General features: G+C 67.4%; 25 protein-coding genes, 1 tRNA gene and 1 other RNA gene. 16 read left to right on the top strand and 11 right to left on the bottom strand.

The window, feature by feature from the left end:
• The first annotated feature begins 53 nt into the window (after positions 1-53).
• From OB895_RS04415 to OB895_RS04400, 4 genes are read left to right on the top strand one after another with little or no spacing between them, the layout of a single operon-like run.
• The gene (locus OB895_RS04415; RefSeq protein ID WP_042541766.1) at positions 54-581 is read left to right on the top strand and encodes a dihydrofolate reductase family protein; all 528 of its coding nucleotides are present in this window, start codon (positions 54-56) and stop codon (positions 579-581) included.
• The gene (locus OB895_RS04410; protein WP_311879263.1) at positions 574-1047 is read left to right on the top strand and encodes a GNAT family acetyltransferase; all 474 of its coding nucleotides are present in this window, start codon (positions 574-576) and stop codon (positions 1045-1047) included. The genes OB895_RS04415 and OB895_RS04410 overlap by 8 nt, the downstream gene beginning before the upstream one ends.
• 22 nt (positions 1048-1069) lie before the next feature.
• Complete coding sequence (gene dapF, locus OB895_RS04405; protein ID WP_079112691.1) at positions 1070-1942, top strand: diaminopimelate epimerase; 873 nt, start codon at positions 1070-1072, stop codon at positions 1940-1942.
• Complete coding sequence (locus OB895_RS04400; RefSeq protein ID WP_311879262.1) at positions 1942-2595, top strand: HAD family hydrolase; 654 nt, start codon at positions 1942-1944, stop codon at positions 2593-2595. The genes dapF and OB895_RS04400 overlap by 1 nt, the downstream gene beginning before the upstream one ends.
• Positions 2596-2613: 18 nt before the next feature.
• Here OB895_RS04400 and OB895_RS04395 read toward each other — a convergent pair whose 3' ends face one another.
• A complete protein-coding gene (locus OB895_RS04395) occupies positions 2614-3255 on the bottom strand; it encodes a class I SAM-dependent methyltransferase (RefSeq protein ID WP_042541762.1) in 642 nt (213 codons plus the stop codon).
• Positions 3256-3323: 68 nt separating this feature from the next.
• Here OB895_RS04395 and hflX point away from each other — a divergent pair, with 68 nt between their 5' ends.
• Positions 3324-4835 (top strand): GTPase HflX, encoded by a 1512-nt coding sequence (hflX, locus tag OB895_RS04390; protein ID WP_042541761.1) that lies wholly within the window; start codon positions 3324-3326, stop codon positions 4833-4835.
• A gap of 9 nt (positions 4836-4844) precedes the next feature.
• Here hflX and OB895_RS04385 read toward each other — a convergent pair whose 3' ends face one another.
• On the bottom strand, positions 4845-5513 hold the full coding sequence (locus OB895_RS04385; protein WP_311879259.1) for an SIMPL domain-containing protein: 669 nt from the start codon (positions 5511-5513) through the stop codon (positions 4845-4847).
• 142 nt (positions 5514-5655) lie between these two features.
• Here OB895_RS04385 and ssrA point away from each other — a divergent pair.
• Positions 5656-6025: a transfer-messenger RNA gene (gene ssrA, locus OB895_RS04380) on the top strand.
• Positions 6026-6119: 94 nt separating this feature from the next.
• On the opposite strand, the gene OB895_RS04375 is transcribed toward ssrA, so the two are convergent.
• Both OB895_RS04375 and OB895_RS04370 read right to left on the bottom strand, forming a co-directional pair.
• The gene (locus tag OB895_RS04375) at positions 6120-7295 is read right to left on the bottom strand and encodes a GmrSD restriction endonuclease domain-containing protein (protein ID WP_311879258.1); all 1176 of its coding nucleotides are present in this window, start codon (positions 7293-7295) and stop codon (positions 6120-6122) included.
• A gap of 125 nt (positions 7296-7420) precedes the next feature.
• Positions 7421-8275, bottom strand: a complete 855-nt coding sequence (locus tag OB895_RS04370) for a transposase (protein ID WP_311879256.1) — start codon at positions 8273-8275, stop codon at positions 7421-7423.
• Positions 8276-8362: 87 nt separating this feature from the next.
• Here OB895_RS04370 and OB895_RS04365 point away from each other — a divergent pair, with 87 nt between their 5' ends.
• Entirely contained in the window at positions 8363-8677 is a 315-nt protein-coding gene (locus OB895_RS04365) for a DUF7882 family protein (protein WP_056376632.1), read from the top strand.
• A gap of 30 nt (positions 8678-8707) precedes the next feature.
• Here the strand turns inward: OB895_RS04365 and OB895_RS04360 are convergent, their stop codons facing one another.
• Positions 8708-9271: a hypothetical protein gene (locus OB895_RS04360; protein WP_042542141.1), complete on the bottom strand. Its 564-nt coding sequence runs from the start codon at positions 9269-9271 to the stop codon at positions 8708-8710.
• A 22-nt stretch (positions 9272-9293) separates the two neighbouring features.
• Complete coding sequence (locus tag OB895_RS04355) at positions 9294-10091, bottom strand: inositol monophosphatase family protein (protein ID WP_056376633.1); 798 nt, start codon at positions 10089-10091, stop codon at positions 9294-9296.
• Between the two features lie 147 nt (positions 10092-10238).
• On the opposite strand from OB895_RS04355, the gene OB895_RS04350 reads away from it, so the two are divergent.
• Both OB895_RS04350 and OB895_RS04345 read left to right on the top strand, forming a co-directional pair.
• Positions 10239-10311 (top strand) — tRNA-Lys (locus OB895_RS04350).
• Between the two features lie 106 nt (positions 10312-10417).
• Positions 10418-10831 carry a hypothetical protein gene (locus OB895_RS04345; protein WP_311879253.1) on the top strand — a complete coding sequence of 138 codons (414 nt, stop codon included), beginning with the start codon at positions 10418-10420 and terminating at the stop codon, positions 10829-10831.
• A 7-nt stretch (positions 10832-10838) separates the two neighbouring features.
• On the opposite strand, the gene OB895_RS04340 is transcribed toward OB895_RS04345, so the two are convergent.
• From OB895_RS04340 to OB895_RS04325, 4 genes are all read right to left on the bottom strand, one after another.
• Complete coding sequence (locus OB895_RS04340) at positions 10839-11312, bottom strand: YbaK/EbsC family protein (RefSeq protein WP_042541755.1); 474 nt, start codon at positions 11310-11312, stop codon at positions 10839-10841.
• A 34-nt stretch (positions 11313-11346) separates the two neighbouring features.
• Positions 11347-12573: an MFS transporter gene (locus OB895_RS04335; protein ID WP_311879252.1), complete on the bottom strand. Its 1227-nt coding sequence runs from the start codon at positions 12571-12573 to the stop codon at positions 11347-11349.
• Positions 12570-13007, bottom strand: coding sequence for a MarR family winged helix-turn-helix transcriptional regulator (locus tag OB895_RS04330; RefSeq protein WP_311879250.1), 438 nt, complete (start codon positions 13005-13007; stop codon positions 12570-12572). The genes OB895_RS04335 and OB895_RS04330 overlap by 4 nt, the downstream gene beginning before the upstream one ends.
• A gap of 65 nt (positions 13008-13072) precedes the next feature.
• Complete coding sequence (locus tag OB895_RS04325; RefSeq protein WP_311879249.1) at positions 13073-13858, bottom strand: IclR family transcriptional regulator; 786 nt, start codon at positions 13856-13858, stop codon at positions 13073-13075.
• A gap of 103 nt (positions 13859-13961) precedes the next feature.
• Here OB895_RS04325 and OB895_RS04320 point away from each other — a divergent pair, with 103 nt between their 5' ends.
• The 3 genes from OB895_RS04320 to OB895_RS04310 are packed head-to-tail and all read left to right on the top strand — an operon-like array spanning position 13962 to position 16613.
• Positions 13962-14735 (top strand): CoA transferase subunit A, encoded by a 774-nt coding sequence (locus tag OB895_RS04320; RefSeq protein WP_311879248.1) that lies wholly within the window; start codon positions 13962-13964, stop codon positions 14733-14735.
• Position 14736: 1 nt separating this feature from the next.
• Positions 14737-15387: a 3-oxoacid CoA-transferase subunit B gene (locus tag OB895_RS04315; RefSeq protein WP_194286025.1), complete on the top strand. Its 651-nt coding sequence runs from the start codon at positions 14737-14739 to the stop codon at positions 15385-15387.
• A 23-nt stretch (positions 15388-15410) separates the two neighbouring features.
• On the top strand, positions 15411-16613 hold the full coding sequence (locus tag OB895_RS04310) for an acetyl-CoA C-acetyltransferase (protein ID WP_311879246.1): 1203 nt from the start codon (positions 15411-15413) through the stop codon (positions 16611-16613).
• A 4-nt stretch (positions 16614-16617) separates the two neighbouring features.
• On the opposite strand, the gene OB895_RS04305 is transcribed toward OB895_RS04310, so the two are convergent.
• On the bottom strand, positions 16618-16896 hold the full coding sequence (locus tag OB895_RS04305; protein ID WP_042541749.1) for a hypothetical protein: 279 nt from the start codon (positions 16894-16896) through the stop codon (positions 16618-16620).
• A 233-nt stretch (positions 16897-17129) separates the two neighbouring features.
• On the opposite strand from OB895_RS04305, the gene OB895_RS04300 reads away from it, so the two are divergent.
• Genes OB895_RS04300 through ilvD form a run of 4 tightly spaced genes read left to right on the top strand, consistent with a single transcriptional unit; the run spans position 17130 to position 22433 of the window.
• Positions 17130-18401, top strand: coding sequence for an MFS transporter (locus tag OB895_RS04300; protein ID WP_042541748.1), 1272 nt, complete (start codon positions 17130-17132; stop codon positions 18399-18401).
• Between the two features lie 51 nt (positions 18402-18452).
• Positions 18453-19862 carry an alpha,alpha-trehalose-phosphate synthase (UDP-forming) gene (locus OB895_RS04295; protein ID WP_042541747.1) on the top strand — a complete coding sequence of 470 codons (1410 nt, stop codon included), beginning with the start codon at positions 18453-18455 and terminating at the stop codon, positions 19860-19862.
• A gap of 45 nt (positions 19863-19907) precedes the next feature.
• The gene (gene otsB / locus OB895_RS04290; RefSeq protein WP_079112703.1) at positions 19908-20705 is read left to right on the top strand and encodes a trehalose-phosphatase; all 798 of its coding nucleotides are present in this window, start codon (positions 19908-19910) and stop codon (positions 20703-20705) included.
• 9 nt (positions 20706-20714) lie between these two features.
• Complete coding sequence (ilvD, locus tag OB895_RS04285) at positions 20715-22433, top strand: dihydroxy-acid dehydratase (RefSeq protein WP_042541745.1); 1719 nt, start codon at positions 20715-20717, stop codon at positions 22431-22433.
• The last annotated feature ends 22 nt before the right edge of the window (positions 22434-22455 follow it).

Raw genomic sequence — 22455 nt, 5'->3', positions numbered from 1 at the left:
AGACTCACCGATCTCGGTGGCTGGATGTCGGTGCCTGGTGAGATGGTTGATCAATGGCCACCCACTTCTACACCGCGAGCAGCATCGACGGTTTCATCGCGACTGATCAGCACTCCCTCGACTGGCTCCTGAAGCAGGACATCGACGAAGAAGGACCCATGTCGTACGCCGGCTTCGAGAAGACGATCGGTGCTCTGGCGATGGGAGCATCGACATACGAATGGGTCATGCGCCACGAGGAAGGGCGATGGGGGTACGAGCAGCCGACATGGGTCTTCGCCCACCGACCGCTCGAGCTTCCGGCCGGCGCTGACATTCGCGCGGCGCAGGGTGACGTCGCCGCCGTGCACTCCGAGATGGTCGCGGCCGCCGGGGGCAAGGATCTGTGGGTCGTCGGCGGTGGCGACCTGGCCGGGCAGTTCGCCGATGCCGGTCTTCTCGACGAGGTGTGGGTGCAGTACGCGCCTGTGACACTCGGCTCGGGGGCGCCGTTGCTGCCGAGAGCACTGGACCTCGAGCTTCTCGAGGTCGCACGCAACCGCAACTTCATGTGCGGCCGTTACCGTGTGCTGCATGGCTGAGCCGTCGACTCCCGTGAGCTCGCGCGAGACCTGGGAGGTCCGCGCATTCGATCGTGCGGATACGGAGTCTGTGGTGGCTCTCTGGACCGAGGCTGGCCTCACGCGGCCGTGGAACGACCCCCGGCTCGACATCGAGCGCAAGCTCACGGTGCAGCCCGAGCTGTTCCTGGTCGTCGAGGACGAGGAACGGTCGACATCAGCGCGGATCATCGGCACCGTGATGGCGGGTTACGACGGGCACAGGGGATGGCTGTACTACCTGGCCACCGCCCGGTCGCACCGTCATCAGGGGATCGCGCGCTCTCTCGTGCGCGAAGCCGAGCGACTTCTTCTGGATATGGGCTGCCCGAAGGTGCAGCTCATGGTCAGAGAGGGCAACGAGGAAGCGCTGGGCTTCTACGACGACCTCGGATACGAGCGATTCTCGGTGTCGAACACGGGCAGGCGTCTGATCGTCGACGCATAGCCGAGATCTCTAGACTGGGTGGATGGTCGCATTCACCAAAGGACACGGCACCGGCAACGACTTCGTCATCATCGCCGACCCCGACGGCGCTCTCGAACTGAGCGCCGAGCAGGTCGCCGTCCTCTGCGATCGACACCGAGGCATCGGCGCCGACGGCATCCTTCGTGTGGTGCGCTCTGCGGCGATCGCAGACGGGCAGGCTGCTCTCGCGGAGGAGCCCGCCGCCGAGTGGTTCATGGACTACCGCAATGCAGACGGGTCCATCGCTGAGATGTGCGGCAACGGCATCCGCGTCTTCGTGCATTATCTCGTGCGCTCCGGCCTCGCCACGATCGAGCCCGGTTCCACACTCCCGATCGGAACGCGTGCGGGTGTCCGCGACGTGACGCGCAGCGAGACGGGGTACCAGGTGGATCTCGGCTTGTGGAAGCTCTCCGGCGATGACCCGCTCGTCACTGCCGACGGGCTCCCTGTCACGAGACCCGGTCTGGGCATCGACGTCGGAAATCCGCATGTCGTGGTCGCACTCGCCTCCGAGGCGGAGCTGTCGTCTCTCGAGCTGCACCGCGCTCCCGTGCTCGATCCCGCCCCTCCCGCGGGGGCGAACGTCGAGTTCGTCGTCCCGGGGGAGCCGCTGGTGAGGGACGGCATCGGACACGTCTCGATGCGCGTCTCGGAGCGCGGCGTGGGGGAGACCCTCAGCTGTGGCACGGGTGTCGCGGCCACGGCTCTTGCCGTGCGCTACTGGGCCGGCTCGAAGGCACCCGACAACTGGCGCGTGGAGGTCCCGGGCGGCACTCTCGGTGTGCGCATGTTCCCTGCAGAGGACGGTGAGCACGTCGCCCTCTCCGGGCCGGCCCAGCTCGTCTTCAGCGGCGAGGTCGACCTGATCTGATGTCGACGACCGGCCAGATCGACCTGGTCGTCTTCGACTGTGACGGGGTGCTCGTAGACAGCGAGAAGCTCTCGATCGAGGTGGATCGCAGGGTTCTCGCAGACCTCGGATGGTCTCTCTCCCACGACGAGATCCTGCACCGGTTCGTCGGACGCTCCTCCGCGCACTTCCGCGCTGAGGTCGAAGCACACCGGGGACGACCGCTTCCCGACGACTGGGAGGCGCCCTACCAGCCGTGGTACCTCGACGCATTCGCGCGCGAGCTGACGGCGGTGGACGGGGTCGAGGCAGCGCTGGACGAGATCACGACAGCGACGTGCGTCGCATCGAGTGGCGCCCATGCGAAGATCCGGCGGACGCTCGGCCAGACGGGGCTCCTGCCGCGATTCGACGGGCGGATCTTCAGCGCAGACGACGTCGCGAACGGCAAGCCTGCCCCTGATCTCTTCCTGCACGCGGCTGAGCGGCTCGGCGTCAGCCCTGAACGCTGCGTGGTGGTCGAGGACAGTCGATTCGGAGTCCAGGCCGCCCGCGCCGCGGGCATGCGTGTTCTCGGCTATGCCGGCGGACTCACCCCAGCTGAGTGGCTGGAGCGCGAGGGCGCCATCGTGTTCACGGATATGCGCGATCTTCCAGAACTCGCGGGTCGGTGACGTCGTCGCTGCGAGGGCTCAGACGAGCGTGATCGGCTCGGTCGGAGGGGTTCCGTGCTTGCGCACCTTCAGGATGCGGTACCCCTTGGACGTGGCGGTCCGATGGACGCTGAAACCAGGGTGGAACGTCGAGCCGATCCACCGTTGCAGCGAATCCGCGCCGAGGTTGCGCTGCACGACGAGCCAGGCGTCGCTGCGCTCGTCGAGCCGGGGGATCCACTTCTCGAGCAGTCCGTGAAGTTCGTTCTTGCCCACTCTGATCGGCGGGTTCGAACGGATCGAGCGGAATGTGACGTCGGCGGGAACATCTTCGGGCAAGGAGGCGTTGATGTTCTTGAGACCATGAGCCGCGGCGTTGCGCCGCACGAGATCGAGAGCCCGCTCATTCACGTCGACGGCCCACACGGTCGCATGGGGCGCAGCCAGCGCCATCGACAGCGTGATGGGCCCCCACCCGCTTCCGAGGTCGAGAAGATGGCCTCCCGGCGGAACCGGGGGCATGTTTGCGAGAAGGACGGCTGTACCGGCATCCAGCCGATCCGGGCTGAAGACGCCGCCAGCAGTGGTGACGTCCAGCTCTCGGCCTGCGAGCGTCACACGGATCGATCGCAGGTTCTCGGGGCTTGCCGGGGCCGCGGTGAAGTAATGGTCGGACCCCATACCGTGAGCGTAGCGGACAGCGCGGGCTAAGGTTAAGGCTCGCAACAAAACCCAGAGATTAGGGACGGATGACGGAGACCACCACACACTCCACAGGTGACGAAGCAGTCGATCGCGTACTCGCGAATGCGGAGAAGCGGACGGAGGCTCGTGTCTTCGGCGCCGCGCAGGCGCTGCAAGACCAGTCGACGGCCTCGCACGCCTCGTCGGACGGCGACCAGTGGGACCTCGAGGATCGTCATGCGCTGCGGCGCGTCGGCGGTCTCTCCACCGAACTCGAAGATGTCACAGAGGTCGAGTACCGGCAGCTGCGCCTCGAGAACGTGGTGCTGGTCGGCGTGTACCCGCAGGGGGCCCAGGACGATGCGGAGAACTCGCTTCGTGAGCTGGCGGCCCTCGCTGAGACCGCGGGCGCGGTCGTGCTCGACGGCGTTCTGCAGCGACGACCGCATCCGGACGCCGCGACCTACATCGGCCGAGGCAAGGCGCAGGAGTTGAAGGGCATCGTCGCAGCCACCGGCGCCGACACCGTGATCGCCGACACCGAACTCGCCCCCAGCCAGCGACGAGCCCTCGAGGACGTCGTCAAGGTCAAGGTCATCGATCGCACCACCGTGATCCTCGACATCTTCAGTCAGCACGCCAAGAGTCGGGAGGGCAAGGCGCAGGTCGAACTGGCGCAGCTCGAATACCTGCTGCCGCGTCTGCGCGGCTGGGGTGACTCGATGAGCCGTCAGGCGGGTGGCCAGGTCGGTGCCGGCGGCGCCGGTATGGGCTCGCGCGGCCCCGGTGAGACGAAGATCGAGCTCGACCGTCGCCGGATCCGCACCAAGATGGCGCTGCTGCGCCGACAGATCCGCGACTACGGCCCGGCGCGAGAGGCGAAGCGGGCCGAGCGGAAGCGCAACACGATTCCGTCCGTCGCGATCGCGGGCTACACCAACGCCGGCAAGTCGAGCCTGCTCAACGCTCTGACGAGCGCCGGGGTGCTCGTGGAGAACGCGCTGTTCGCGACGCTGGACGCGACGGTGCGCCGGTCGGAGACCTCAGACGGACGTGTGTACACGCTGACCGACACCGTCGGGTTCGTTCGCAACCTTCCGCACCAGCTCGTGGAGGCGTTCCGTTCGACGCTCGAAGAGGTCGGCGAGGCGGATGTCGTGCTGCATGTGGTCGACGGATCGCACCCCGATCCCGCCGGTCAGCTGCAGACCGTGCGTGACGTGATGGGCGACGTCGGCGTGCGTGACATGCCGGAGATCGTCGTCTTCAACAAGGCGGATCTCATCGCCGACGATGAGCGTCTCGTGCTGCAGGGCCTCGAGCCCAAAGCGCATTTCGTCTCGTCGCGTTCGGGTGAGGGCATCGAGGAGCTTCGAGCAGCCATCGAAGAGGCGCTTCCGAAGCCCGCTGTCGAGGTTCACGCGGTGGTTCCGTATGACCGCGGCGATCTGGTCGCGGCGATCCACGAGACGGGGATGCTCCTGTCGGTGGACCACAGCGAGCAGGGCACGGTCGTGCATGCGCGTGTGTCGGAGCGGCTCGCGGCCGATCTCGCACCGTTCGCCGTGAGCGCCTGACGGCCCGGATCAGCGAGCGAGGAAGCGCGCCTCCACGGTGGCCGAGATGACGATCTCGTCAGGCTCGTACTCCATCGACGCACCGCCTGTGTCGGATTCCTGCATCATGGCGCCGCGCACCTTCGCCATGCCGGAGAACGGCTGGACGGGTGTCGGCGCGATCAGCCCGACATCGGCGATCTCGACAGGCACGACGGTGCCGAGTCCGAGCGCCGTCGCGTACGCCTGCGCGCGTGTGACAGCCACTCCGACTGCCGCTGCCGCGACCTCGCGCTCGATCCGGGAGCGCGTCTCGGTCGTGAGATGCCAGTCGACCCATCCGACCTCGACTCCGTCCCACGGCGAGACGTCCGATACCCAGAGTGAGAGCTCGGACGCCTCGGCGAAGGTCGCAGTCAGATCGATGCTGGCGTAGTGCACGGGGGCGAGACGCTTGCCTTCGTTGTTCCACGGACGTTCGGCGCGCACGGACAGTCGCTTGCTCGACCATTCGACGACGACACCGGTGTCATGTCGTGCGACGATGCTCTCGCGCACAGGCTCGGTGAGACGCATGACGCGGTCGACGACTGCTGCTCGCTCGGCGCCTTCGGCGCGGACGCTGACGCGGATGGTGGCGCGCTCGGGCGCGATCCGCGCCTCATGCTCGCCCCGGACGGTGACGGTGACTTCGCTCATGTCGCGACTCTACGCCAGCGCACTGAGGAGCCCAGGAATGGCGCAGCCGCTGCGAACGTTGTAGTCTATGAGGCTCGGGGACTCCGGTTCCCGAGGTGAAAAATCAACAGTGTGACAGCGGCTCCTTCGAGAGAAGGACCACGGGGCTGATCGGTTTCGACAGCGCCTGTGAATCCACGAGAAGCGGGCCGAGGATGCAGAGTTATCTCGTAAACGCTCTCTGCAAAACAATAGTTGCCGAAACCAAGCGCAACGACTTCGCCCTCGCTGCATAAGCGAGCCCGATAGTCCGTCAGGCCGTATGTGATTCCGATACGGATCCTGGCGTCATCTAGGAATCTTGCTGCGTGATGGCGTCTGGACGTCACGTGGGACTCTTCCCAGGCTGGGCTCGTCGACTTAGGTGTCTGTGACAAAGGTCGGAGCCGAGTAGAACGTCTTCACAGACTGCGCCCGGAGAAGGCGTGGAGACTCAGCGTTGGACGGGGGTTCGATTCCCCCCAGCTCCACCACGTCGCTGTCACAAGCAAGAAGGCCCGCCTCCCTGGTGATCAACCCGGGAGGCGGGCCTTCTTTGCGCGACCGTGAGCGCGGCCGCTCCGGTCGCTACTCATGAGGGTTGGGGACACCCGAGGACGGCACACGGAACTCATCGCCCTCGTGCGACCACACCCTCCACCACTTGGCGAGGACTGCGTCGCGTTCTGCCGCGTCGGCGGTGTAGAAGTGGTGGGCCGCCGAGCTCGACCAGAATCGTGCCACCGGAACAGTGTCAGGCTGAGCGGAGTTCGCCGGGTACACGTAGTAGGCGACCCCTTCGTCCTTCCAGATGCTCGGCCACTTGGCGATCACCGCGGCGCGCTCTGCCGGGTCTGCGGTGTAGAAGTGCCCCGAATACTGAGTGCTCCAGAATCGGTACAGCGGAATGGTGCCTGCGACCTGGGTCGTGAACGCGGTGTATCGCTGTCCCTCATATGTCCACACACCGGGCCAGCGCGCGATGATCTGATCGCGCTCTGTCGGGTCAGTGGTGTAGAAGTGACCCTGGTAGACGGGACTCCAGAATCGGTAGACGGCGACGGGTTCTGGCAACGGCGGCGCGGATGGCCGCCCCACAGCGGGAACAGCCGGGAGGGGGGTGTCCCGCCAGCTGCACTCAGTGAGGAGCGTCTGGATGGCGTTCTTCTCGGCGGGGTCGACGGACAGGTTCCAACGCCATTTCACCGCGACCCACTCGGAGACGTAAGTGCACCGCATGGGACCGTAGGAGGGCAGCCAGGACGCAGGATCCTTGTCGGCTTTCGCGGTGTTGACGGCCGCGGTGACCGTTGTCAGCGTGCGGTAGTCGTCGACATCGTTGGAGTATCCCTGTCGCTGTGCGTCGGTCCATGCCCACGCTCCGGACCCCCACGCTTCTTTGAGCGCGACGAGGTGATCCATTTCGACTGCGGCGGGGTCGATGTGTATGACGTTGTCGTAGTAGGAGAACCATTGACCCGCAGTGACGGTGCACACGCCGGTGACGGTCGCGGGGATGTCGGTCTCCTCGAGGAGAACCTCCTGACGGGTGCGGCAGCCGTCCCCGTCGAGATCTGCGCCTTCGAAGAACTGGTCGCGGTTGTACTTGACGGTGGAAGGAGCCTCGACACGCAACTGATCCAGCAGCGTGGCCACGGGTACCCATTCCGCCGACGTCGGAGGCGCTGCCAGTGCCACCGATGGTGTGAGCGCTGCGGTGACGATGGCGGTGACGAGAGCGGCCACGAGAACCCGATTGCGCATGCCACTCCTTGTGAATTCGGCTCCGCCGGTGGAGTCCCGCGCTCAGGATACACACAGAATATCGGTTGACTGACGAGCGGGCTCTGCGTCGCGTGTCTCCGCCGGCGGGCTATCAGAGGCTGACATCAGGCGTTGGCGAGCCCGTCGAGGGCTTCCCGTGCAGCGCGGAGATCGTCCTCCGCGTCTCGTACGCGCTGCGCGAGTGCTTCCTGCTCGGTCTCCGCCTTCTCGGCCTCACCTCGTGCACGTTTCGCATCGCGCCGCACCTTCGCCAGTTCTGCCTCGAGTTCCTGCTCGCGATGTGCGAGCTCGTCGACACGCACGGATGCATCCCTGAGCGCCCGGTCCGTTGTGGCCGCCTCGCGGACCACGCGATCGTGCGTCCTCTCCGCTTCTCTGACGGTCCGTTCCGCGTCCCGTCGTTCTCTGCGCGCCTTGACCTCATCGAGAGGCTTGGCGGCGACCGCGGGGGCGTCGGGAGCGCCCCCGCCGACGATGCTGTCGGCGATGTCTGCGAACGTGCCGGCGGGTTCCAATTCCCGCACCAACCGAGCGGACGCGACGGCGGCCGCAGCGGTCGGATCGAAGAAGGCGGCGCTGATGGTCTGCTGCACCGCCTCTCTCGTCGACGCCGTGATGCGCTGTCCGCGCGCTTCGGCGAGTTCGGCGGCGTCCGCGGCGAGCCTGTTGGTGAGGGCGCGCCGGTCGCGTCCGAGCTGTGCGAGAGCGCGAGCGTCCAGATCCGCCTGCGCTTCGCGCAGTTCTTCGGCGAGTAGCAACGCCTCTCCGAGTTGCGAGCTGCGTTCGTGCGCGAAGACGTTCACCACCCAGGCCGCGACCGACGGCTTCTTCAAGGCTCGGATTCGGGCCGCGAGAGCGGGGTCGTCGGTGTCGGCGGCGCGGGCGTTTCGTGCGGTGATGAACTCGGTCGGCGAACCGGTGTAGAGCGTCACCGCGATGTCAGCGAGCTCCGAATCCATGCGAGCGACGATACACCGCTCATGATCGGCTCTTCGGGGCCGCGGCGCGTGCGCACCAATCGCCGTCCGATCAGTATTCTGGTTGGCATGGCAACGCTGTTCTATGGCGCGTCCGACGTTCCGATCCACATCGAGGATCGAGCACTCGCGCATCTGAAGATCGTCATCGCGACCAAGCTCCGCCGACAGGAGAGCTTCACGCTGTCGTGGCGCCACCCCGAGGGAGAGCCCGGCGGGCGGTCCACCATCTGGATCCACCCGTCGATCCCGCTGCGCTTCACCTTCGACGAGCCGGAGCAGCCGCAGCTGAACCCACGCTGGATCGACGATCTCATGCAGTCGGTGAACTCCACCGGCGGCATCCTCCTCGTGGACGAGGTGATCGACGCGCCGGTGCGATGAGCGCACCGAAACGGGCGGACTGGAGTGCCGTCAGCCGGCCCATTCGATCAGGATCAGACCCTGGCGGGTATCCGCGAACTTGACCCATCCGTCGCCGAACAGATAGGTCATGCCGTATCCGTCTTCGTCGGTGCCCATCGCGAACTGCGGGTTCTCGGTGATGTAGATGCCGTCGGGGCCGTCTTCCCGGGTCCAGCCTTCTGTCAGCAGGGAGGACTGCGCGGAGGCGGCATCCTCTGCGCTGATCGTCGACCATCCGTAGAGCTGGCCATGGTCGGAGGCGACGCTGTAGTCGGCCCAGAAGCAGAGGAGACCATCGGCGAGCGTCACGCCGCCGACCACGAATTCCTTCTCCTCGAACGTCCACCCCTGATCGGTGAGCACCTTCACCGTGCCGGCCGACACGATCGTGTCGCAGGTGGGCTCCGCCGCGGATGTGGGGCTCGGAGACGCCACGGGCTCGGCTGTGGCTGAGGGGGAGGGTTTCGGCGCGTCCGGAGTGGGCGAGGCGGATCCCTCCGGCGTCCCGGCACAGGAGGTGAGCGCGACAGCGAGCAGCAGAGCGCCCAGTGCGGCGGAGGTGAAGCGGTTCATCGCGCGAGCCTTCATCGGGGGGTCAGTCGTGCAGGAGGTCGAGGAAGGCCTCGTGGAGGATGCCGTTGGTGGCGAGTGTCGAGAGATCCGAGATCGTCTCCGCACCGTCGAACCCGGTCATCCGACCGCCGGCTTCCCGCACGATCGGCACAGCGGCGGCGACGTCGTACTCCTTGACGCCGAACTCTGCGACCATGTCGATCCGCCCCTCGGCGAGGAGCATGTATGCGTAGATGTCACCGTACGCACGATCGCGCCACACGCGATCGGCGAGCGTCAGCAACTGGTCGATGTGCCCGGACTCAGCCCACTGGGCGATGCTCTGGAAGCTGACGCTGGCGTCGTCGAGAGACGACACGGCGGACGCTCGGATGCGGCGCGGCTCGGCGTCCGTGGCGGTCCACGCTCCTGAACCTGCAGCGGCCCACCAGCGGCGTCCGATGGCAGGCATGCTGACGACGCCGACCTGCGGGATTCCGTCGACCGCGAGGGCGATCATGGTGCCCCACAGCGGCACTCCGCGGAGGAAGTTGGCGGTGCCGTCGATCGGGTCGATGATCCACTGCCGGTGGGTGCTGCCCTCGGCGCCGAACTCCTCGCCGAAGATGCCGTCGTCGGGCCGCTCGGTCGCCAGGAGCGAGCGGATCGCCCGCTCGGTCGCGAGGTCGGCGTCCGTGACATGCGAGTTGTCGGCCTTGGTCGAGACCTCGAGGTCGGGACTGTCGAACCGGGGGAGGGATTGCGCGTCGGCGGCATCGGCGAGTCGGAGGGCGAGTGCGAGGTCGCGAGAGAAGTCGTCGACGCGGGGGGAGGCGGTCACGAATCCAGGATAACCGCCTGAACAAGGGAGTCTGAGAGGGCTTGACATGGGGCGACACGCGCGGCGGACGCGGACGACCCGACTCGATTTCGTCCGGCGGCGATCCGCTGGTAATGTAATTCCTCGGCCGGGGAATTCCCGGGCCACGCACCTCTAGCTCAATCGGCAGAGCAACTGACTCTTAATCAGTGGGTTCTCGGTTCAAGTCCGAGGGGGTGCACGGATCAGCCTCGATGACTCTCGCCAGTCATCGGGGCTTTTCTGCACCCACGGAGATGCCGGGAATCATGCACTCGGTGCGCTAGCGTGATGCAAACGCTAGGGGGATGGCCATGGGCAGACTGGTGAAGGCCTGCGCCGTCGTGGCGGTCGCAGCATCTCTCGGTCTGGGACTGACGGGCTGTTCTGCGGCCGAGAAGACGGTCGCCTACACGACCTCATCGGTCACGCTCGCGCCCGGAGAAGCCCTCGTGGTCGACTTCGGTGAGATCAATCCGACAGTCGGCGATGCGTGGGTGATCACTCGCGAGCCAGACCCGGCCGTGCTCGGGCCTGGCGATGAGCGATCCCGCTACCTCGGCCAGGACGGCGAGACCGGTGCTCCGAGCGAGGTCTCGTATCGGTTCGCACCGGTCGGCGACGGCACGACGGTGATCCAGTTCGAATACGAGTTCCGCGGGGCGGTTCCCGAAGACGCAGACGATCAGCAGACCGCCGAGATCACGGTGACCGTGAAGTAGTGGTCGCTCAGTCGACCGCTATGACGTCTCCGTCGGTGAGGTGCTGAAGGGTCTCGAAGGTCAGCGGCATCACCGTATGCGGGTGCCCGGCTGCGGCCCAGATCTCTCCGTGCTCGCGAAGATCCTCGTCGATGTAGGTGCGCAGCCGCGTCGGATGCCCGACCGGGGCGACTCCGCCGATCGCCTGGCCCGTGGCCTCGCGCACGACGGATGCCGGTGCCATCGCGATAGTGGCCGCGCCGGTGCTGCGCGCCAGGACGTCGAGGTCGACCCGGTGACCGCCGCTCGTCATCACGAGAACCGGCGTCCCGTCGGCGACGAAAACGAGACTGTTCGCGATCGCGGAGACATCGCATCCGATCGCGGCGGCAGCCTCGGGGGCAGTCCGCGCGGAATCCGGCAGGATGCGGATCTCTGCCGCGACACCGGCGTCGACGAGGTGCTGCTGCACGAGCCTGCTGCGCTCGGGGAGGTCGTTCATGACCCCACGGTATCGAAAGCAGCAGGCTCGAGTCTCACGCGGCGTCGCCCAGCAGGATCGCTTCGGCGTCTTCGACGGTGGCGTCATCCGGCTCTTCGTCGATGTGCGCGAGGATTCTGCGTCCGAGGAAGATCGTCAGCGCGGCGACCAGCACTGCGGCGGCTGCGACGAGATACGGGACCGTCGCGTCGAACGCGTGCCACAGGGCTGCCGCGAGCGGCGGAGCGATCGCTCCGCCGAGGAATCGCACCGAGGAGTACGCCGAGGAGGCCACCGATCGGGGCAGGTCCGTCGCCTCCATGACAGCCTCAGTGAGCACGGTGTTCATCACTCCGAGCAGCAGTCCGCCGACGACGATGCAGACGACGAGTGCCGTTGACGACTCCACCAGGAACCCGGCGACGATCAGATCGACGGCGAGAAGCGGGAGAACCGTGAGGATCACACGGGTGCGTGACATCCGGCGCATGAGCAGCGGTGCGACCCACACGCTCGTGACCGCGAGCGCGATGCCCCACCCGAAGAAGGTGAAGCCGATCCCCATCGCTCCGAAGCCGAGGGGGAACGGCGAGAACGCGAGCAGGATGAAGAACCCGATGTTGTAGAAGAACGCCGCCGTGGCGAGCACGGCGAGGGCGGGGCGGCCGAGGGCCTTGAAAGGCGCCGAGAACGGCACCGGTGTGCGCTTCTCAGCGGGGCCGCGCAGAAGGACGAGGACCGCGAGGAACGCGATCGCCATCAGCACCACGACGCCGAAGAACGGTGCGCGCCAGCTCTGCTCGCCGAGGAGGCCGCCCAAGAGCGGGCCGATCGCGATGCCGAGGCCGAGAGCCGCCTCATACAGGACGATGGCCGCGGAGCTGCCTCCGGTCGCCGATCCGACGATCGTCGCCAGTGCGGTGGAGATGAACAGGGCGTTGCCGAGACCCCACCCTGCGCGGAAGCCGATGATCGCGTCGACACTGCCGCTGAGCGCGCAGAAGAGAGCGAACACGACGATCAGCGCCAGTCCGATCAGCAGTGTCTTCTTCGCGCCGATGCGGCTCGAGATCCAGCTGGTGACGAGCATGGCCAGTCCGGTCACCGCGAGGTAGCTCGTGAACAGCAGTTCGGTCTGGACCGGGCTCGCCTGGAGCGATTCAGCGATCGCCGGGAGGATCGGGTCGACCAGTCCGATGCCCATGAAGGCGACGACGCACGCGAATGCGACGGCCCACACCTGGGCTGGCTGCTTCCACACGGAGGTGGCGGGGGTGTTCACACTGTAGCTCCTGTCGACTCTGTGGTGGTGTGCGCTGCAAGGATCTCGGCAGCGCGGGTCAGGACGCCCCATTCGTCGGCGTCGAGGTCGGCGAAGCGCGGAGCGAGAGTGTCGCGGAACTCTTCGCGCCATGCCTGCAGCGCTCGGGAGCCTGGGTCGGTGATGGCGACGGCGATCGCGCGCGAGTCCTCGGCGTCGGGGGAGCGGAGCACGAGTCCCTCGCGCTCCAGATTCCCTATCAGCCGGGTCATCCCGGGTTGGGTCGTGCGCGCCGCGGCCGCGAGCTCTCCGACCCTCTTCGGCCCCGCCTGCTCGAGCAGGCTCAGCACCCGCCACTGTGCGGCAGGTGCGTCGTTGCCGGCGTCCTGCGCGGCGATGCGGCCGAGCGCGTACCCCGAGAGCACGAGTGAGGGAATGACATCCTGACGATTCATACCACCGAGTATATACCCGTTGGTATGTACTGAGGTCAGGTCAGGTCGGGTCAGGTCAGATCAGGTCAGCGCCGTGCCCCTGCGATCCGCGCGGAGAGCTGGTGCGCGTGGGCGAGGAGCGTCCTGCCGAGGTCGCCGATCCGATCGGGTTCGAAGCGGAACCCCACGCCGGTCAGGCTGAGGGCCCATTCAGGCCTCCCCGACCGATCGAAGACCGCTGCACCGATGCCCCAGCTGCCCTCGACGATGAGACCGGCATTCACCGCGTAACCCCGCTCCTTCGTCTCCGCGAGGCGTGTACGCAGGGGGCGAGCGCCGTGTGACCGGCCCCACGCCGTCTCCAGGTCGGGATGCCGTTCGAGATAGGCGTCCACATCGTGGTCAGGCAGGAAGGCCAGGATGGCGAGGCCGGCGCTTGCCACGCCGAGAGGGAACCGGACGCCCTCGCTCAGCACGAACGACCGGATCGGGAAGGACCCTTCCTCGCGGAGCAGGCATACAGTCTCGTCTGCCCTGCGCACGGAGAGGAAGGCGCTCTCCTCCGTCTTGACCGCGAGTGATCGAACGATGTCCCGAGCGAGGGCGGTCACGTCGTAGCGCGCGGCCGCGACCGATCCCATGAGGAACAGCTCCGGGCCCGGCATCCAGCGAGCGGTGGACTCATCACGGTCGACCAGGCCTTCCGCGCGCAGCGCGGACAGGAGCCGATGGGCGGTGGAGCGAGACAGCTCAGCGGCTCGTGCGAGGTCTTGCAGCGACGCACCGTCATGCCCGCTGGAGGTGACCAGTCGGAGGAGCTTCGCGGCGCGGGCGATCGCTTGCGTTCCCGGAACGACGACGGCGGATTCCATAATGTGGACGCTAGGCCCTGATGCGTCCACATCGCAAGAGCCGCCTATCTTCCGGGGCCGGAGAGGCGGATGCTGAACAGGTACGTCTTTCGAAGGAGAATGCGTGATCGACAAGCAGTGGGCGAATGCCGCGGAGGCGGTCGCAGACATCGGAGACGGTGCTTCCCTCGCCGTCGGAGGTTTCGGACTCTCCGGCAACCCGATCGCACTGATCGAGGCGCTGCTCGCTCAGGGCACGGCAGGACTCAGTGTCGTCAGCAACAACTGCGGAGTCGACGACTGGGGTCTCGGCATCCTGCTCGCTGCCGGACGCATCCGCAAGATGACGTCCTCGTACGTCGGCGAGAACAAGGAGTTCGAGCGGCAGTTCCTCTCGGGCGAGCTCGAACTCGAGCTGACGCCGCAGGGAACGCTGGCCGAGAAGCTTCGTGCGGGAGGATCGGGGATCGCGGCGTTCTTCACGCAGACCGGTGTCGGCACGCAGGTTGCCGAGGGTGGGCTTCCTCGGCGCTACAACCCCGACGGCAGCGTTGCGGTGGGGTCCCCGCCCAAGGACGTGCGCTCCTTCGACACGCCGGCAGGCCCACGTGACCATGTGCTCGAGGAGGCCATCACCACCGACTTCGCACTGGTGCACGCGCTGGCGGGGGACAGGCACGGCAATCTGATCTTCAACAAGGCGGCCCGCAACTTCAATCCGCTCGCGGCGATGGCCGGACGAGTCTGCATCGCGCAGGTCGAGCAGCTCGTGGAACCGGGCGAGCTGGACCCGGACCGCATCCATCTGCCCGGTGTCTTCGTGCATCGCGTCGTCGAGGTCGGCACTGACATCCCGAAGCGCATCGAGCGACGCACCGTCGCTGCGGAAGGAGTCTGACATGGCACTCACGCGCGATGAGATGGCAGCACGCGCTGCCGCCGAGCTGCGGGACGGGTCGTACGTCAACCTCGGGATCGGGCTGCCGACGCTCGTGCCCAACCACGTGCCGGACGGCGTGACCGTCGTGCTGCAGTCCGAGAACGGCATCCTCGGGGTCGGGCCGTACCCGTCCGAGGATGCGGTGGACCCTGATCTGATCAATGCGGGCAAGGAGACGGTCACGGTGCTCGCCGGTGCGGCGTTCTTCGATTCGGCGACGAGCTTCGGCATGATCCGAGGCGGAAAGATCGACGCCGCGATCCTCGGCGCCATGCAGGTGTCCGCGACGGGAGACCTCGCGAACTGGATGATCCCTGGAAAGATGGTGAAGGGCCCGGGTGGCGCGATGGACCTCGTGCATGGCGCCGCGCGCGTCATCGTCCTGATGGAGCATGTCGCGAGAGACGGATCGGCGAAGATCGTGCACGACTGCTCGCTTCCCCTCACCGGACGCGGCGTGGTCGACAGGATCATCACCGACCTGGCGGTCATCGACGTCACACCCGATGGTCTCGCGCTGGTCGAGCTCGCACCGGGCGTGACAGTGGAACAGGTCGTCGACTCGACCGAGCCGCCGCTCGCCATTCCCGCAGAGATGCTCGACCGATGAACCCAGAGAACGGAGGGGCTGAGATGAGCGCCCACGACCACCCGAAAGACCAGGACGTCGTCATCGTCGCCGCCGCGCGCACCCCGCAGGGGCGGCTCAAAGGCCAGCTGGCGAGCTTCACCGCCCCGCAGCTCGGTGCGTTCGCGATCAGAGGCGCGCTCGAACAGGGATCCATCGATCCCTCTGACGTCGACGCGGTGATCGTGGGTCAGGTCCTGGCGGCCGGGTCCGGCCAGAACGCCGCTCGACAGGCGGCGATCGGCGCCGGCATCGGCTGGGACGTTCCGGCTCACTCCGTGAACAAGGTCTGCCTGTCCGGTCTCACCGCGATCATCGACGCGTCTCGGATGATCCGCACGGGCGACGCGAAGGTCGTCGTCGCGGCCGGGATGGAATCGATGACCAGAGCTCCGCACCTGCTCATGGGTTCGCGCGACGGATGGACGTACGGCAGCGTCGAGGTGCTCGACCATATGGCTTTCGACGGCCTCACAGACGCCTACGACAAAGAGAGCATGGGCGCGTCGACGGAACGCCACAACGCCCGCTACGACCTGACCAGGGACGCGCAGGACCAGGTCGCCGCACTGTCGCATCAGCGCGCCGCGGCGGCGCAGGCGGCCGCGATGTTCGACGACGAGATCGTGCCGGTGGCGGTGCCACAGCGTCGCGGAGAGCCGGTGCTCGTCACCGCCGACGAGGGGATCAGACCCGACACCACCGTCGAGTCGCTCGCAGGTCTTCGGGCGGCGTTCGCCGACGGCGGCTCGATCACGGCGGGCAACTCGTCTCAGATCTCCGACGGGGCCTCGGCGGTCGTCGTCACCACTCGCGGCACCGCGGAGGCCAAGGGATGGCCGGTGCTCGTCACCGTCGGAGCGAGTGGTCAGACTGCGGGCCCGGACAACTCCTTGCAGGCCCAGCCCGCCCGCGCGATCGAGCGGGCCTGCGAGAAGCAGGGGATCGCACCGGCGGATCTGGATGTCGTCGAGATCAACGAGGCGTTCGGAGCCGTGGTCGCACGATCGCAGGTCGAGCTCGGTCTGAGCAGCGACGTCGTCAACATCCACGGCGGCGGCATCGCGATCGGCCATCCGATCGGAGCATCCGGCACGCGGCTCGTCGTCCACGTCGCTCATGAGCTCGCGCGCCGCGGTTCGGGCACCGCTGCCGTCGGGCTGTGCGGCGGCGGTGGTCAGGGTGAGGCGCTGATCCTCACACGCTGAGAAGTCAGCGCTTGAGGGGCTTGATGCCCTTCGACTCCTTCTTGGCCTGCTTCTCGTGCTCCCGCTGCTGCTTCGCGTAGACGGGCGAGTCCGGCGAGACGGGGCGTCCCTGCTTCGCCCGCCGGGTGTCGACGACCGCGCCGATCGCGAGGGCCAGGCTGATGCCCCAGCTCACCCACGCGAGCGCAGATCGCCACGTGAGCTGCGTGTCGCGGGAGCCGCGGAGCAGGGTGGTTCCCGTCATGATCGCGCCGAGGAGTCCGGTTCCCGAGAGGTAGTTCATGCCTTCACGCTACCTTCCGACCGCCTCACGGCGCTCAGCCTTGACAATCCGGCGCGAATTCTGTCAGGACGAAGACTCGTCGACCGAGGGCATCCAGAGACGGTTCTGACCCGCGCGGTACAATGGGGGAGTCGCGGCTCGGCCGCGGCCGCAATCCGTGTATCTACCGGCCGTCGGCTTTCCGGCGGACAGCGGCGGCACCCGACCCCGCGTCTGCGGACGCGCGAGAGCCCATGACACACGCAACACCCACGCCTCAGCACCACGCCCCCACGCCCACGCCGGAGACACCAGGACTGCTCCGCATCGCGGGCCTGCCGTACTTCATCATCGCGTTCATCGCCCGACTGCCGTTCGCGATGATGGTCGTCGGAGTCCTCACCGTCGTCGTCTCGGCGCGCGGCTCGCTCTCGCTCGGCGGACTCACCTCCGCAGCGGTCGGCTTGGGCACGGCGTGCTTCGGGCCTCTGCTGGGCGCCGCGGCTGATCGCTTCGGCCAGCGCACGGTGCTGCTCATCCTGGCGATCGCCAACGGAGCGATGCTGGTCATCTTCACCCTCGTCGTCTACACCGGCGGAGCGGATGCCCTGGTGCTGATCGCCGCCTTCGGCATCGGTGCGACAGCCCCGCAGGTCGCCCCCATGTCTCGATCGAGGCTCGTCACGATGATCGCCGACCGGATGCCGGAGGCGCTCCGCACCCGCACCGTCTCGGGCACCATGGCGTACGAGTCCGCCGCCGATGAGACCGTGTTCGTGTTCGGCCCCTTCATCGTCGGCATCCTCGCGTCGGCGCTCGCTCCTTGGGCACCGCTGATCGGAGCGGCCGTGCTCACGGTGGTGTTCGTCGGCGCATTCGCCCTGCATCCGAGTGCGCGCGCCGTGTCCGTGCACCGAGATGAAGACGGCAGGGCCCCGTCCAAGGTGTCGGAGCTCTTTAGCCCGCATCTGCTGATCGTCGTCGTCGGAATCCTCGGTGTGGGGATGTTCTTCGGCACGATGCTCACGGCGCTCACGTCTTTCATGGCCGATCGAGGCGCCCCCGAGCAGGCGGGACTCCTCTACGGCGTCATGGGCGTCGGCTCGGCGATCCTCGCCCTCGGTGTCGCCTGGCTTCCGGTGCGGTTCTCGCTGCGGGCGCGCTGGCTGCTGTTCTCGGGCATCCTGCTCGGAGGCAGCCTGCTGCTGCTGCTCGTCGACTCGCCAGCGATGATGATGGTCGCGCTGGCGATCATGGGAATCGGAATCGGACCGACCCTGGTGACCCAGTACAGCTTCGGCGCCGCGCGCAGCCCGCTCGGACGCTCGGCCACGGTGATGACGATGCTCGGTTCGGGCATCGTCGTCGGTCAGTCCCTCGGCGCGGCGGTGGCAGGGGAGCTCGCCGAGAACGTGGGCACAGGAAGCGCCCTCGTCCTGCCGATCATCGCCGCCGGCGTAGCGTTCACGGCCGCCCTTGTCAATTGGCCCCTCAGTGCCACTCGACCTCGCGTAGCCTCGGTCTGAGCTTCTGTAGCCTGAGGAGCACCCCCACTGCATCGTCAGGAGCATCCACACATGTCAGTCGCAGATTTCGTCGTCGTCGCCAACCGACTTCCCGTCGACCGGGTTGTGGGTCCTGACGGAGACGAGGAGTGGCGGACCTCCCCGGGCGGTCTGGTCGCCGCCCTCGAGCCGATGATGCGCAGCGCGCGGGGGGCCTGGGTCGGGTGGCCGGGCCAGGCCGACCTCGAGCTGGACCGATTCGAGATCAACGGCATCGACCTGATTCCCGTGCCGCTCAGTGCCGAAGAGGTCGCCGACTACTACGAGGGCTTCGCCAACGACACGATCTGGCCGCTGTACCACGACGTGATCGCGCCGCCGCAGTATCACCGCGAGTGGTGGGAGGCGTACGTCAAGGTCAACCGCCGGTTCGCAGAGGCCGCCGCCGATGTCGTCGCGCCCGACGGCACGGTCTGGGTGCACGACTACCAGCTGCAGCTGGTGCCGCAGATGATCCGGGAGCTGAGACCCGACGTCACGATCGGCTATTTCCATCACATCCCGTTCCCGGCGCACGGTCTCTACGCCCAGCTGCCCTGGCGTGATCAGGTGCTGAAGGGTCTGCTCGGCGCCGACGTCATCGGATTCCAGCGCGCGCAGGACGCCACGTACTTCCTGACGGCGGTGCGCCGTCGCCTGCGCTATGAGGTCAAGGGATCAGCAGTGGCGATCCCGACGGACGACGGACGCACACGCACCGCGGTCGCCCGGGCGTTCCCGATCTCCATCGACACGGCTCCGTATCTCGAGCTCGCTGCCCGCCCCGAGGTGCGGGCACGGGCGGCGGAGATCAGAGCGAGCCTCGGCAATCCCAAGAAGATCCTTCTCGGCGTCGACCGGCTCGATTACACCAAGGGCATCAGACACCGCATCAAGGCGTATGGCGAGCTGCTCGAAGACGGCCAGCTGAGCGTCGACGACGTCACCTTCGTGCAGGTCGCGAGTCCGAGTCGCGAGCGCGTCGATGCCTACGTGCACCTGCGGGACGAGATCGAGCTCGCGGTCGGGCGCATCAACGGCGACCACGACACGATGGGTCACACGGCGATCCGGTATCTGCACCAGGGCTATCCGCGCGAGGAGATGGTCGCGCTGTACCTCGCCGCCGACGTCATGCTCGTGACCGCCCTGCGCGACGGCATGAACCTCGTGGCGAAGGAGTACGTGGCGACCCGAGCCGACAACCGCGGTGTGCTCGTGCTCAGCGAGTTCACGGGAGCCGCCGATGAGCTGCGACAGGCGGTGCGGGTCAACCCGCACGACATCGCCGGGTTGAAGGACGCGATCATGACGGCGGTCTCCATGACGCCGGCCGAGCAGGGCAAGCGGATGCGGTCGTTGCGGCGCCGTGTGCTGGAGAACGATGTGAACGCCTGGTCGTCGTCGTTCCTCCGCGCGCTCGCGGAGGTCCGCCGACGCTGATCCGCCGGGTCATACTGGGAGGACACCGCCTCGATTGGAGACCCTGTGACCCGTAGCTGGACCCCCGGAGAAGCAGACCCGGCGCTGAGCGCCATCGCCGCGACGCCCAGGCTGGTCGTCGCACTGGACTTCGACGGCACGGCGTCTCCGCTCATCCCCGACCCGATGGCGGCCAGGGCGCTGCCCGAGGTCGCGACGCAGGTCACGCGGCTCGCCGCTCTGCCGGACACGGTGGTCGCCTACGTGTCGGGGCGCAGCATGCACGACCTGAGAGTCATCACCGAGCACACGGATGATTCGCTGATCGCTCTGGCCGGTTCGCACGGTGCCCAGTACTGGTACCCGGGTGTCGGCGATGCCGCGACCGACGGCGCCGAGTCCGCCGAGGGCTCCCGTGAGGAGCTGTGGGAGGCGGCACGACCGATCATCGATCGCTACGAGGGTGCCGAGCTCGAACCGAAGACCTTCGGGATGGGCGTGCACACGCGCACTGCCACTCCCGAGGTCGAGAAGGCCGTGTTCGCCGAGATCGACGCGCTGGTGGCGGAGCGCTTCCCCCACTGGCGGCGACGCGCAGGACACCGAGTCCTGGAGTTCTCCTCTCGGAACGAGGGGAAGGACGCCGCGATGGCCGCCCTTCGCGAGCATTTCGATGCGACCGCGATCCTCTTCGCCGGTGACGACGTCACGGACGAGGACGCGATGCGGGTGCTCACCGGCGATGATCTGGGCGTGCGTGTGGGCCCGGGGGAGAGCGCCGCCGAGCTTCGTGTGGAGAACCCACAACAGATCGCGCTGCTTCTGGAGGCGCTCGCGGACGAGCGCACCTCTCGGCGGGAATAGACTTCCGTCATGTCCTCGCATGATCCCTCCACCAGCGCGCCCATCGACATCAAGCCCCGCAGCCGCGTCGTCACAGACGGCATCGAGGCGACGACCTCCCGAGGCATGCTCCGTGCCGTCGGCATGGGCGACGCCGACTGGGACAAGCCCCAGATCGGCATCGCGTCCAGCTGGAACGAGATCACGCCCTGCAACCTGAGCCTCGACCGTCTCGCGCAGGGGGCGAAAGAGGGCGTGCATTCGGGTGGTGGCTACCCGCTGCAGTTCGGCACGATCTCGGTGTCCGACGGCATCTCGATGGGCCACGAGGGCATGCACTTCTCGCTGGTGTCGCGCGAGGTCATCGCCGACTCGGTCGAGACCGTGATGATGGCCGAGCGGCTCGACGGCTCGGTGCTGCTCGCCGGCTGCGACAAGTCGATCCCCGGCATGCTCATGGCCAGCGCCCGACTCGACCTCTCCAGCGTCTTCCTCTACGCCGGCTCGATCGCCCCCGGATGGGTCAAGCTCTCCGACGGCACCGAGAAGGACGTCACGATCATCGACTCGTTCGAGGCCGTCGGCGCGTGCCGCGCCGGTCTCATGAGCGAAGAGGACCTCAAGCGCATCGAATGCGCGATCGCCCCGGGTGAAGGTGCCTGTGGAGGCATGTACACGGCCAACACCATGGCGTCGGTGGCCGAAGCCCTCGGCTTGAGCCTTCCCGGTTCGGCCGCCCCGCCCGCCGCGGATCGCCGCCGCGACTACTTCGCGCACCGATCCGGCGAGGCCGTCGTGAACCTGCTCCGTCAGGGCATCACGACCCGCGACATCCTCACCAAGGAGGCGTTCGAGAATGCCATCGCGCTCGCGATGGCCCTCGGCGGTTCGACGAACGTCGTGCTGCACCTGCTCGCCATCGCGCGAGAGGCCGATGTCGAGCTGAGCCTGCACGACTTCAACCGCATCGGCGACAAGGTGCCGCACGTGGCGGACATGAAGCCGTTCGGCAAGTACGTCATGAACGACGTCGACCGCCACGGCGGCATCCCCGTGATCATGAAGGCGATGCTCGACGAGGGGCTGCTGCACGGTGACGCGCTCACCGTGACGGGCAAGACGCTCGCCGAGAACCTCGCGGATCTCGACCCGCAGCCGATCGACGGCGAGGTCATCCACACGTTCGACAACCCGATCCACGCGACCGGCGGCCTGACGATCCTGCACGGCTCGCTCGCGCCCGAGGGCGCGGTCGTGAAGACGGCCGGCTTCGACGCCGCCGTGTTCGAGGGCCCCGCCCGCGTGTTCGAGCGCGAGCGTGCGGCCATGGACGCCGTGGCCAACGGCGAGATCGAGGCGGGCACCGTCATCGTGATCCGCTACGAGGGTCCGAAGGGCGGACCGGGTATGCGCGAGATGCTGGCCATCACCGCGGCCATCAAGGGCGCGGGGCTCGGAAAAGATGTACTACTCTTGACTGACGGACGATTCTCAGGCGGCACAACCGGCCTGTGCATCGGCCACATAGCACCCGAAGCGGTGGACGCAGGTCCCATCGCCTTCGTGCGCGATGGTGATCTGATACGGGTCGATATCGCAGCTCGCTCTCTCGACCTACTCGTCGACGAGGCGGAGCTCGCCTCCCGCCGCTCTGGCTGGGAGCCGCTACCCCCGCGCTATACCCGTGGCGTTCTTGCCAAGTACTCGCGTCTCGTGCGGTCAGCCGCCGAGGGCGCGACGACCGGCTGATCCGCGTCGAATCCGGCATCCA

Origin of the sequence: Microbacterium forte, assembly GCF_031885415.1 — a bacterium.
GTDB classification, from domain to species: domain Bacteria; phylum Actinomycetota; class Actinomycetes; order Actinomycetales; family Microbacteriaceae; genus Microbacterium; species Microbacterium forte.
The sequence above is the reverse complement of the archived record's forward strand: the minus strand, read 5'-3'. Positions and strand labels throughout refer to the sequence as shown.

Excerpts from the sequence above, each read along its gene's own strand:
- OB895_RS04415 (WP_042541766.1), top strand. The coding sequence starts at position 54 with ATGGCCACCCACTTCTACACCGCGAGCAGCATCGACGGTTTCATCGCG.
- OB895_RS04410 (WP_311879263.1), top strand. The coding sequence starts at position 574 with ATGGCTGAGCCGTCGACTCCCGTGAGCTCGCGCGAGACCTGGGAGGTC.
- dapF (WP_079112691.1), top strand. The coding sequence starts at position 1,070 with ATGGTCGCATTCACCAAAGGACACGGCACCGGCAACGACTTCGTCATC.
- OB895_RS04400 (WP_311879262.1), top strand. The coding sequence starts at position 1,942 with ATGTCGACGACCGGCCAGATCGACCTGGTCGTCTTCGACTGTGACGGG.
- OB895_RS04395 (WP_042541762.1), bottom strand. The coding sequence starts at position 3,255 with ATGGGGTCCGACCATTACTTCACCGCGGCCCCGGCAAGCCCCGAGAAC.
- hflX (WP_042541761.1), top strand. The coding sequence starts at position 3,324 with ATGACGGAGACCACCACACACTCCACAGGTGACGAAGCAGTCGATCGC.
- OB895_RS04385 (WP_311879259.1), bottom strand. The coding sequence starts at position 5,513 with ATGAGCGAAGTCACCGTCACCGTCCGGGGCGAGCATGAGGCGCGGATC.
- OB895_RS04375 (WP_311879258.1), bottom strand. The coding sequence starts at position 7,295 with ATGCGCAATCGGGTTCTCGTGGCCGCTCTCGTCACCGCCATCGTCACC.
- OB895_RS04370 (WP_311879256.1), bottom strand. The coding sequence starts at position 8,275 with ATGGATTCGGAGCTCGCTGACATCGCGGTGACGCTCTACACCGGTTCG.
- OB895_RS04365 (WP_056376632.1), top strand. The coding sequence starts at position 8,363 with ATGGCAACGCTGTTCTATGGCGCGTCCGACGTTCCGATCCACATCGAG.
- OB895_RS04360 (WP_042542141.1), bottom strand. The coding sequence starts at position 9,271 with ATGAACCGCTTCACCTCCGCCGCACTGGGCGCTCTGCTGCTCGCTGTC.
- OB895_RS04345 (WP_311879253.1), top strand. The coding sequence starts at position 10,418 with ATGGCCATGGGCAGACTGGTGAAGGCCTGCGCCGTCGTGGCGGTCGCA.
- OB895_RS04340 (WP_042541755.1), bottom strand. The coding sequence starts at position 11,312 with ATGAACGACCTCCCCGAGCGCAGCAGGCTCGTGCAGCAGCACCTCGTC.
- OB895_RS04330 (WP_311879250.1), bottom strand. The coding sequence starts at position 13,007 with ATGAATCGTCAGGATGTCATTCCCTCACTCGTGCTCTCGGGGTACGCG.
- OB895_RS04325 (WP_311879249.1), bottom strand. The coding sequence starts at position 13,858 with ATGGAATCCGCCGTCGTCGTTCCGGGAACGCAAGCGATCGCCCGCGCC.
- OB895_RS04315 (WP_194286025.1), top strand. The coding sequence starts at position 14,737 with ATGGCACTCACGCGCGATGAGATGGCAGCACGCGCTGCCGCCGAGCTG.
- OB895_RS04310 (WP_311879246.1), top strand. The coding sequence starts at position 15,411 with ATGAGCGCCCACGACCACCCGAAAGACCAGGACGTCGTCATCGTCGCC.
- OB895_RS04305 (WP_042541749.1), bottom strand. The coding sequence starts at position 16,896 with ATGAACTACCTCTCGGGAACCGGACTCCTCGGCGCGATCATGACGGGA.
- OB895_RS04300 (WP_042541748.1), top strand. The coding sequence starts at position 17,130 with ATGACACACGCAACACCCACGCCTCAGCACCACGCCCCCACGCCCACG.
- OB895_RS04295 (WP_042541747.1), top strand. The coding sequence starts at position 18,453 with ATGTCAGTCGCAGATTTCGTCGTCGTCGCCAACCGACTTCCCGTCGAC.
- ilvD (WP_042541745.1), top strand. The coding sequence starts at position 20,715 with ATGTCCTCGCATGATCCCTCCACCAGCGCGCCCATCGACATCAAGCCC.